Annotated in this window: 10 protein-coding genes; 5 read left to right on the top strand and 5 right to left on the bottom strand. The window is 69.7% G+C overall.

What is annotated here, in order from left to right; all coding sequences use genetic code 11:
• Nucleotide 1 precedes the first annotated feature (1 nt).
• Nucleotides 2-2,608: a leucine--tRNA ligase gene (leuS, locus tag DDF67_RS11540; RefSeq protein WP_109101048.1), complete on the bottom strand. Its 2,607-nt coding sequence runs from the start codon at nt 2,606-2,608 to the stop codon at nt 2-4.
• A gap of 208 nt (nt 2,609-2,816) precedes the next feature.
• Complete coding sequence (locus DDF67_RS11535) at nt 2,817-3,344, bottom strand: DUF3576 domain-containing protein (RefSeq protein WP_109101047.1); 528 nt, start codon at nt 3,342-3,344, stop codon at nt 2,817-2,819.
• Between the two features lie 251 nt (nt 3,345-3,595).
• Here DDF67_RS11535 and DDF67_RS11530 point away from each other — a divergent pair, with 251 nt between their 5' ends.
• Nucleotides 3,596-4,018 (top strand): NtrZ family periplasmic regulatory protein, encoded by a 423-nt coding sequence (locus DDF67_RS11530; protein ID WP_199229213.1) that lies wholly within the window; start codon nt 3,596-3,598, stop codon nt 4,016-4,018.
• Between the two features lie 9 nt (nt 4,019-4,027).
• Here the strand turns inward: DDF67_RS11530 and DDF67_RS11525 are convergent, their stop codons facing one another.
• Entirely contained in the window at nt 4,028-4,654 is a 627-nt protein-coding gene (locus DDF67_RS11525; protein WP_109101046.1) for a thiamine phosphate synthase, read from the bottom strand.
• Between DDF67_RS11525 and DDF67_RS11520 the strand changes: the two genes are divergently transcribed.
• Nucleotides 4,653-5,297: a YggS family pyridoxal phosphate-dependent enzyme gene (locus DDF67_RS11520; protein ID WP_109101045.1), complete on the top strand. Its 645-nt coding sequence runs from the start codon at nt 4,653-4,655 to the stop codon at nt 5,295-5,297. The two genes, DDF67_RS11525 and DDF67_RS11520, sit on opposite strands and share 2 nt — an antisense overlap.
• 175 nt (nt 5,298-5,472) lie before the next feature.
• Here the strand turns inward: DDF67_RS11520 and DDF67_RS11515 are convergent, their stop codons facing one another.
• Complete coding sequence (locus DDF67_RS11515) at nt 5,473-5,985, bottom strand: L,D-transpeptidase family protein (protein WP_109101044.1); 513 nt, start codon at nt 5,983-5,985, stop codon at nt 5,473-5,475.
• 66 nt (nt 5,986-6,051) lie between these two features.
• On the opposite strand from DDF67_RS11515, the gene DDF67_RS11510 reads away from it, so the two are divergent.
• The gene (locus DDF67_RS11510) at nt 6,052-6,738 is read left to right on the top strand and encodes a response regulator transcription factor (protein ID WP_058347127.1); all 687 of its coding nucleotides are present in this window, start codon (nt 6,052-6,054) and stop codon (nt 6,736-6,738) included.
• A 79-nt stretch (nt 6,739-6,817) separates the two neighbouring features.
• On the opposite strand, the gene secB is transcribed toward DDF67_RS11510, so the two are convergent.
• A complete protein-coding gene (gene secB, locus DDF67_RS11505) occupies nt 6,818-7,312 on the bottom strand; it encodes a protein-export chaperone SecB (RefSeq protein WP_109101043.1) in 495 nt (164 codons plus the stop codon).
• 165 nt (nt 7,313-7,477) lie between these two features.
• On the opposite strand from secB, the gene timA reads away from it, so the two are divergent.
• The gene (gene timA, locus DDF67_RS11500) at nt 7,478-8,080 is read left to right on the top strand and encodes a TIM44-related membrane protein TimA (protein ID WP_109101042.1); all 603 of its coding nucleotides are present in this window, start codon (nt 7,478-7,480) and stop codon (nt 8,078-8,080) included.
• Nucleotides 8,080-9,237 (top strand): murein transglycosylase A, encoded by a 1,158-nt coding sequence (gene mltA / locus DDF67_RS11495; RefSeq protein WP_109101041.1) that lies wholly within the window; start codon nt 8,080-8,082, stop codon nt 9,235-9,237. The genes timA and mltA overlap by 1 nt, the downstream gene beginning before the upstream one ends.

Below are 9,237 nucleotides of genomic sequence, written 5' to 3'. Positions count from 1 at the left end.
ATCAGTTCGCCACGATGTTGACGATGCGGTCTTTGACCACGATCACCTTGCGGACCGTGACGCCCTCAAGGTGGGCCATGACGGCGGGATCCGCCAGAGCGATTTTCTGCACCTCGTCGTCCGGCGCGCCGGCCTTGACCTTGATCTCGCCGCGGCGCTTGCCGTTGATCTGGATCGGCAGCACGCGCTCGTCGTCGGCGGCCAGGGCCGGATCGGCCTTGGGCCAGGGAGCATCGACCGCCATGCCTTCGCGGCCCAGGCGCGCCCAGGCCTCTTCGGCCAGGTGGGGCGTGAACGGGGCCACCAGGCGGGCCAGGATGTCCAGCGCCTCGGCGCGGGCGGCCAGCACGCCCTGGCTCGCGGGAGTCCCATCCCCATTGACGGCCGGAGCGGCCTTCAGGGCGTTCAGGAACTCGTAAAGGCGCGCCACGCCGCTGTTGAAGCGGAAACCCTCGATGCTGTCGGTGACGAAGCCGATCAGCTTGTGGGCCGCCTTGCGCAGGGCCAGGGCCGCCTCGTCGGCGTCGTCATGGGCGAAGTCGCCGGCCGGCTGGCTGTCGAACTCGTTCCACAGGCGGTGGGTGAAGCGCCAGGAGCCCTCGACGCCGGCGTTGCTCCACTGCACGTCGCGCTCGGGCGGGCTGTCGCTCATCACGAACAGGCGCGCGGCGTCGACGCCGTAGGCCTCGAAGATGTCCTCGGGCGCGACGACGTTCTTCTTGGACTTCGACATCTTCTCGATGTCGCCGATGACGATCGGCGCGCCGGTCTTGGCGTGCCTGGCGCTGCGGACGTTGCCTTCGGCGGTGATCACCACGTCGGACGGCTCGACCCAGTCGCCGGCCTCGTCCTTGTAGGCCTCGTGGGTGACCATGCCCTGCGTGAACAGGCCGGCGAACGGCTCATCCACCGACAGCAGGCCCTCGTCCTTCAGGGCCTTGGTGATGAAGCGCGCATACAGCAGGTGCAGCACCGCGTGCTCGACGCCGCCGATGTACTGGTCGACCGGCATCCAGTGGTCGGCGCAGGCCTTGTCGATCGGCTCGGCGGCGGTCGGGTCGGTGAAGCGGGCGAAGTACCAGCTGCTGTCGACGAAGGTGTCCAGCGTGTCGGTCTCGCGCTCGGCCGAGGCGCCGCAGGACGGACAGGCGACATGCTTCCAGGTCGGGTGCCGCACCAGCGGGTTGCCCGGCTTGTTCGGGTCGAAGGTGACGTCCTCGGGCAGCACCACGGGCAGCTGGTCCTCGGGCACGCCGACCGGACCGCAGGCCTCGCAGTGGATGACCGGGATCGGGCAGCCCCAGTAGCGCTGGCGGCTTACGCCCCAGTCGCGCAGGCGATAGACGGTCGCGCCCTGGCCCTGGCCGGCGGCCTCGATGCGGGCCACGGCCTCGGTCTTGGCGGCCTCGACCTCCATCCCGTCCAGGAACTCGGAGTTGAAGATCTTGCCGGGGCCGACATAGGCGTCCTTGCCGATCGTGAAGGTCGCCGGATCCTCGCCATTGGGCAGCACCACCGGCTTGACCGGCAGGTCGTACTTGCGGGCGAAGTCCAGGTCGCGCTGATCGTGGGCCGGACAGGCGAAGATCGCGCCCGTGCCGTAGTCCATCAGGATGAAGTTTGCGATCCACACCGGCAGGGTGATCGACGGGTCCAGCGGGTGCTTCACGCGCAGGCCGGTGTCGCGGCCCAGCTTCTCGGCGCCCTCGATATCGGCCTCCGAGGTGCCGCCCTTGCGGCATTCGGCGATGAAGGCCTGCAGGTCGGGGTTCTCGACCGCCAGCTGCTCGGCCAGCGGGTGCTCGGGGGCGATGCCCACGAAGCTGGCGCCGAACAGGGTGTCGGGACGGGTGGTGTAGACCTCCAGCCCATCGGCCAGGCCGTCAGGCGCCTCGCCGTCGAACTGGAACTTGAACCGCAGGCCCGTGGACCGGCCGATCCAGTTCTCCTGCATGATGCGGACCTTCTCGGGCCAGCGATCCAGGGTCTTCAGGCCGTCGATCAGGGCGTCGGCGTAGTCGGTGATTCGTAGGAACCACTGGGTCAGCTTGCGCTTCTCCACGACCGCGCCCGAGCGCCAGCCCTTGCCGTCGATGACCTGCTCGTTGGCCAGGACGGTCATGTCGACCGGGTCCCAGTTGACCGAGGCTTCCTTGCGATAGACCAGGCCGCGCTTCAGCAGGCGCAGGAACCAGGCCTGCTGCTTGCCATAGTATTCCGGGTCGCAGGTGGCGAACTCGCGCGACCAGTCGACCGACAGGCCCAGGGCCTTCAGCTGCTCGCGCATGGCGGCGATGTTGTCGTAGGTCCAGCCCTTGGGGTGGACGCCGCGCTCCATGGCCGCGTTCTCGGCGGGCATGCCAAAGGCGTCCCAGCCCATCGGGTGCAGCACGTTGAAGCCTTGGGCGCGCTTGTAGCGGGCCACGACGTCGCCCATGGCGTAGTTGCGCACATGGCCCATGTGGATGCGCCCCGACGGATAGGGGAACATCTCGAGCACGTAGTACTTCGGACGCGCGTCGGGGGCGATCGGCGTCAGGAAGGTGTTGGCGTTCGCCCAGGCGGCGCGCCACTTCGGCTCGGTGTCTTTGGGGTTGTAGCGGGCCATGGAAACCAGACAGGTGCTTGCGGTCGATGCGCGAGAGCGCGCCAGGGTTAAGTGTGAGCGGTCAACCCGCCCGGGCGCGCTCCAACAAAATGGGCGCGTTCCGCAATGCATAAGCGGTTTCGCGGCCGGGGCGCGTCTAAATATGCGAACGGGAGCCCCTTGTCGCCAGACGAGGGGCTCCCGCGCGGATCCTACGGGACTGGAGCCCTTAGTTCCGGATGTTCGAGAGGCGAAGCTGACGCGCGCGGGTCAGGATGGCGTTCTCGATGTCGGTCGCCGTCTGATCGGAGGCGGCCACGTCGGCCCAGGCGCCCGAGGCGTCCTTGGCCTGCTTGAAGATCGTGACGTTCAGGCCGTCGGCGCGCAGGCGCGTATCGAGGATGTAGACGGTGGCCTTGAAGCGCTCGTCCGGCTTTTCCGGGTTGATGTACCAGTCGGTGACGATCACGCCGCCGTACGGGTCGGCCGAGGCCAGCGGCATGAAGGCCAGGGTGTCCAGCGACGCGCGCCACAGGAAGCCGTTGACGCCGATCGAACCTTCGCTCGCGGCCGCCTTCGGGGCCTTCTTGAACAGGCCGAAGGGTCGGAAACCGGGCTCTTCGCTCTGGCTGGTGAAGGTCTTGGGCGGCTTGTTGCTGCTGCACGCGCCCACGCCGAGAACCGACAGCGCCAGCACGCCGGCGGCGACGCCGCGCAACATGGACCCACGCTCAAACGCCATAGTACCTCGCTCCAAAAATCTGCCGGCGCGTGCGCGCAGCCCAGGCGCGCCCCCGCAGCCGGAACGCGTCTATAGCATGGCCGCGCTGCGTCAAAACAGGAATCGCGTGACATGACCGCCACAGGCGCCGCTTGAATCGTAACCTGCGACGATCAGCGTGATCCAAGCCCTGTTGACCGCGTTGCACCAAGGCCTTTATTCGGCTTTCAGGGTGTCCGTACCTATATCAGGTTCGGGCAGGGGATATTTTGGGGAATAGGTGTCGAGTGACGAAGGTCGCGACGCATTTCGTCTTGGCGGGCGCCGCCGCGCTGATCCTTACCGGATCGGCCTCGATGGCTCACGCCCAGACCAAGACACGCACCGCGCCGGCCACCGCCGACTTCACCGTCAAGAACGACTTCACCGCCTCACAGGGCGCGCCGTTCAGCCCGCAGAACCCCAAGAAGACCCTCGAATTCGACGCCCGCAAGGGCAAGTGGGGCCTCAAGCTCGACCTCGACCAGCCGGTTGGCCGCGAGATGGAGCTGAAGGACGTCCAGGCCGGGGCCTACTACAAGGTCACCCCGTCGATCCGCGTCGGCGGCGCCGTGGCCCTGGGCGAGAACAATCCGGTCGCCGCCGCCCGCAAGAACGAAACCCGCGAGCCCGCCCCGCGCGTGAAGCTGGAAACGGCGTTCAAGTTCTGATCCTCGGGCTCAGGCGCCGAACCCCTCGATCCCCGCCAGGCCATAGACGCCCGCGCCGATCAGCGCGTCGGCGGTTTTCGCGTTGACGCCGCCCAAGGCGTAGACGGGCAGGGCGGCGCCCGCCGTGATCGCGGCCAGCCCCGCCACGCCCAGCGGCGCGCCGGCCGAGGGGCTGCTGCTGGGAAAAGCCGGCGAGACGACCACCGCCTCGACTCCGGCGACTTCCGCCGCCCGCACCGCCTCTTCATCGTGCGCCGCCGCCGTGATCCGCCATGAGGAGTGGGCGCTGCGAATGCCGGGCGCGCCGGGCGCCAGGCGCTGGGGCAGGTGGACGCCGCCCGCGCCGATCGCCTCGGCCAGGAGCGGATCTGCGCCCGCCAGCAGCAGCAGGCCGCGACGGTGAGCGATCCGCGCCAGGCGCAGGCCGCGCTCGACCGCATCGCGCGCATCGAAGGGGCGGTAGACGATCCCCGCGCCGGCCGGCAGGCGCTCGGCGACAGCTTCGGGATCGGGAACCCGGACCGGATCGGTGAAAAACAGCAGGCGCGGCAGGGGTTCGCCCGGAAAGGCCCATGGGCGAAGCCGCGCGGCCGTTCTAGAGAGGGCTTCCAGACTGCCTGTTTCCTGGTTCGCCATGTCCGAAGCCCTGAACTCCATCCGTTCCCGCATCGCCGCCGCCGTGGAGGCCGCCGGCCGCCCCGCCGACGCCGTCCAGCTGGTGGCGGTGTCGAAGCTGCAGCCCTGGGAGCATATCGCCCCTGTGTTCGACGCAGGCCAGCGGGTTTTCGGCGAGAACCGCGTGCAGGAAGCCAAGGAGCGCTGGACGCCGCTGCGCGAGCAGATCGAACTGCGGCTGATCGGGCCGCTGCAGACCAACAAGGCTCGCGACGCGGCGGGCCTCTTCGACGTGATCGAGACCCTCGACCGCGAGAAGCTGGCCAGGGTGCTGGCCGACGAGATCCAGGCGCTGGGGAAGGCTCCGCGCCTCTACGTCCAGGTCAATACGGGCGAGGAGCCCCAGAAGGCCGGGGTGACGCCGGGCGAGGCCGACGCCTTCGTGGCGACGTGCCGGGGAACCTACGGCCTGACCATCGAGGGCCTGATGTGCATCCCGCCCGCCGACAAGGACCCCGCGCCGCACTTCCGCCTGCTGGCCGATATCGCCGCCCGCAATGGCGTGGCGAGGTTGTCGATGGGCATGAGCGACGACTTCGAGACGGCCATCGCGTGCGGCGCGACCTCGGTGAGGGTGGGCTCGGCGCTGTTCGGGGCGCGGTAGCCGCTTGAGAGGGCGCCCCAAGATCCTCCCCCTGAAGGGGGAGGTGGCCCGGAGGGCCGGAGGGGGAAGGTCCTGATGACTTTCAAGCCGTCACCGAGGTAAGCGGATACTTCCCCCTCAGTCGCTTCGCGACAGCTCCCCCTTCAGGGGGAGCATCTTGGAGGTCGGGAGAAAGTCAGACCTCGGCGATCCCGATCGCATCCCCGGGCCGGGCCTTCTCCAGCAGGGCCTCGATATCGGCCCGCGCCAAGGCCACGCAGCCCTCGGTGCCGGGATAGCCCTCCCGCGCCAGGTGCAAAAAGATCGCCGAGCCCAGACCCGGGACCGGCGGGTCGTCGTTGTGGGCCAGGATCCCGACGAGGTCGTAGACGCCGTCGTCGCGCCACATGCGCTCGGCGCTGGCCGGATAGGGCAGCTTCACGGGGCGATTGTAGTTCGCATCGCCCGGGGCGTCGCACCAGCCGTCGTCGGGGGCGATCGGAGCGGTCGGCAGGGCCGTCTTCGGCCCGTTCGGATAGACCTCGGGGCGATAGAGCACCTGGCGGATCGCCCAGGCCCCCAGAGGGCTCCGGTTGTCGCCCTCGCGCTTGTCGGCGGCGGCGACGACGCCGGCCTTGCCCAGGGCGCAGCGCACGATCCGGCCGTCGCCCAGGTCGATGGTTCCGTCAGAATGCGCCTGGAAGATCATCGCAAACCCCGCTCCCGCAAGCCGCGCCCCTTGGCGCCGGGCCTCGTAGCGGTCATGTTCCGCCTCATGGCGCAACGCAAGACCCTGCTTCTCATCGACGACGACGACGACCTGCGCGGCGCCTTGGCCGAACAGCTGGCCCTGCACGAGGAATTCGCCGTGGCTGAGTGCCCGACCGCGGGCGAGGGCGTGCGCCAGGCCCGCGAGATCAAGCCGGACCTGATCCTGCTCGACGTCGACCTGCCCGACATGGACGGCCGCGAGGCCTGCCGGCTGATGCGCAAGAACGGCGTCACCGCGCCGGTGATCATGCTCACGGCCGCCGCCAGCGACAGCGACACGATCCTGGGCCTGGAATCGGGCGCCAACGACTACGTCACCAAGCCCTTCCGCTTCGGCGTGCTGCTGGCCCGCATCCGTGCCCAGCTGCGCAGCTACGAGGCCTCGGAAGACGCGCTGTTCCGCATCGGTCCCTACGAGTTCCGCCCCTCGGCCAAGCTGCTCGTCGACGACAAGCAGAAGAAGGTGCGGCTGACCGAGAAGGAAACCAACATCCTCAAGTACCTCTACCGCGCCGGCTCCAAGCCGGTGTCGCGCGAGGAGCTGCTGACCGAGGTCTGGGGCTACAACGCCGGCGTCACCACCCACACGCTGGAGACCCACGTCTATCGCCTGCGCCAGAAGATCGAGCCCGATCCGGCCACGGCGCGGATCCTGATCACCGAGGCGGGCGGCTACCGGCTGCAGCCTTAGCCAGCCCGGAAGAACAAAAAGAAAGGCCCGGGGCATCGCTGCCCCGGGCCTTCTTCGTTTTCGGGTGGTCGACCTGGGATCAGGCGTTGCCGATCGTCGCGCCTTCGGCCTGGGCCTTGCGCGCGGCGTAGACGCCGGCGAAGTCGATCGGGTCGATCAGGAAGGGCGGGAAGCCGCCTTCGCTGGTGACGTCGGCGATCAGGCGACGGGCGAACGGGAACAGGAAGCGCGGGCACTCGATCAGCAGCACCTGCTCGAGGGCCTCTTCCGGCACGCCGGCGATGTGGAACAGGCCGCCATAGACGACTTCGACGTGGAACACGGCCTGGTCGCCGCGCGTGGCGCGGGCCGACAGCTTCAGGTCCACCTCGAACAGGCCGTCGTTGCGGCCGCGGGCGTTCATCTCGACGCCCATGTCGATCGCCGGTTGTTCGGCGGCCGCGCGGAGCGAGTCCGGCGCCAGCGGGTTTTCGAACGAGAGGTCGCGAACGAACTGGGCGACGATGCGGATGCCAGTGGCGGCCGCTTCGTTGTCGTCCTGGGCGGCGGGCGGAGCGCCGTTGGTATCGGTCATGAAGGGTTTTTCCATACTCGGCGCGGCATATCGGCCGTTAGGCGTGAGCGGCGCTGCTAACATGCGGGAGAACGCCGTGCAACGTCAGGCGCCTGACGCGGGCGGTCGCTTGGCCTATATAGGAAGGCTGTCGTCTCAATCGACGGCCCCGATGCGGAACTTGTCGTGCTTGAACTGATCGTCTTCGCGGTGCTCGCCGCCGTCGTCCTCTACCAGCTCTACGCCACTCTCGGTCGCCGGGTGGGGCGTCAGCCCGAGGATACGCCCGCCCCCGTGGCCGCACCGGCCGGAGCCCGCCAGCCCGAGAACGCCGAGACGGCGATTCCGGTCAACGCCACCGGCCTGGCCGCCCTGCGCGCGCGCCAGCCCGACTTCGACCCGGCCCGCTTCCTGTCGGGCGCCCGCTACGCCTACGAGATGATCCTCAAGGCCTTCGCCGCGGGTGATCGCGAAACCCTGAAGCCGCTGCTGGCCGCCGACGTGATGGCCAATTTCGAAGGCGCCATGGCCGCTCGCGAGGCCGAAGGACGCACCGAGAGCGTCGAACTGCTGGCCGCCCCCCGCATGGATCTCGACAGCGCCGAGGTGCAGGGCGACACCGCCCGCGCCGTGGTGCGGATCCTGGCCGAGGTGCGCACGCGCTCGACCAGCGCCGCCGGCGAGGCGGTCGACGACCGCCGCACGGCCGACCTGTGGACCTTCGAGCGCGACCTCAAGAGCCGCGACCCCAACTGGACCCTGGTGCGCGTCGCGGTCGCCGAAGCCTGATGCTGCGTTCCGTCCTGACGATCGCGGCGGCCGCCCTGGTGCTGGCCGCCTGTACGACGACCGCGCCGCCGCCTCCGGTCACGCCGACCACGCCGGCGCCGCCGACCGACCCGGCGCCGCCGCGCCCCACGACCCCAGCCACCCCGTCGCCGGCCAGCTTCTCGGCGCTGCAGGGCTGGAACGAGGAAGACCACGCCGCCGCCCTGCAGGCCTTCCGCGAGACCTGCGGCGTCGCCAAGGACCCGGCCACGGCCGAGGTCTGCCGCCGGGCCAAGACCGCCGGTCCCGTGGACGACGCACGGGCCCGCCAGTTCCTGGAAACCAACTTCCGCCCCGAGGTCGTCCCCGGCCAGGGCCTGCTGACCGCCTATTTCGCCCCCGAATACGAGGCGCGGATGTCGCGGTCGGCCGAATTCAGCGCGCCGATGCGCGGTCGGCCGGCCGACTTGGCCATGCTCGATCTCGGCGCCTTCGACCCGAGCTTGAAGGGCAAGACCGTGGTCGGCCGCGTCGCTGGCGGCGGCTTCGTGCCCTATGACGACCGCGCCGCCATCGAGGCCTCGCCGCTGGATCGCCCCCTGGCCTGGATGCGGCCCGAGGACCTGTTCTTCCTGCAGATCCAGGGGTCGGGCATGCTGACCCTGCCGGACGGCCGCCGCGTGCGCGCCGCCTTCGCCGCCCACAACGGCAAGACCTTCGTCGGCATCGCCACCGTCATGCGCGACCAGGGCCTGCTGGCCGACGGCAACACCTCGGGCGAGGCGATCCGTAGCTGGCTGGCGGCCAATCGCGGGCCCAGGGCCGACGGGATCATGCAGCTGAACCCGCGCTACGTGTTCTTCCAGACCCTGCCGGACGACGGCCGCCAGGCCACGGGCGCGGCCAACGTGCCGCTGCCGGCCGGCCGCGCCATCGCCGTCGACCCCAGCCAGCACGCCATGGGCGGCCTCTTCTGGATCGACGCCAGCGCTCCCAAGCTGGCCGGCGCCTTCCCGACCTATCGCCGCGCCGTGGTGGCGCTGGACACCGGCGGGGCGATCAAGGGCCAGGTGCGCGCCGACCTCTATATGGGAACCGGCCAGACGGCCGGAACCGAGGCCGGCCGCGTGCGCCACGACCTGCGCCTGTGGCGGCTGGTCCCCCAGCTCCAGCCCTGA

It is taken from the genome of Caulobacter endophyticus, assembly GCF_003116815.1.
GTDB classification, from domain to species: domain Bacteria; phylum Pseudomonadota; class Alphaproteobacteria; order Caulobacterales; family Caulobacteraceae; genus Caulobacter; species Caulobacter endophyticus.
Note: the sequence above shows the minus strand (reverse complement) of the source record. Positions and strands in the feature narration are given on the sequence as shown.

Coding starts and splice junctions, on each gene's coding strand:
- leuS (WP_109101048.1), bottom strand. CDS start 2,608: ATGGCCCGCTACAACCCCAAAGACACCGAGCCGAAGTGGCGCGCCGCC.
- DDF67_RS11520 (WP_109101045.1), top strand. CDS start 4,653: ATGTCCGAAGCCCTGAACTCCATCCGTTCCCGCATCGCCGCCGCCGTG.
- DDF67_RS11525 (WP_109101046.1), bottom strand. CDS start 4,654: ATGGCGAACCAGGAAACAGGCAGTCTGGAAGCCCTCTCTAGAACGGCC.
- DDF67_RS11515 (WP_109101044.1), bottom strand. CDS start 5,985: ATGATCTTCCAGGCGCATTCTGACGGAACCATCGACCTGGGCGACGGC.
- DDF67_RS11510 (WP_058347127.1), top strand. CDS start 6,052: ATGGCGCAACGCAAGACCCTGCTTCTCATCGACGACGACGACGACCTG.
- secB (WP_109101043.1), bottom strand. CDS start 7,312: ATGACCGATACCAACGGCGCTCCGCCCGCCGCCCAGGACGACAACGAA.
- mltA (WP_109101041.1), top strand. CDS start 8,080: ATGCTGCGTTCCGTCCTGACGATCGCGGCGGCCGCCCTGGTGCTGGCC.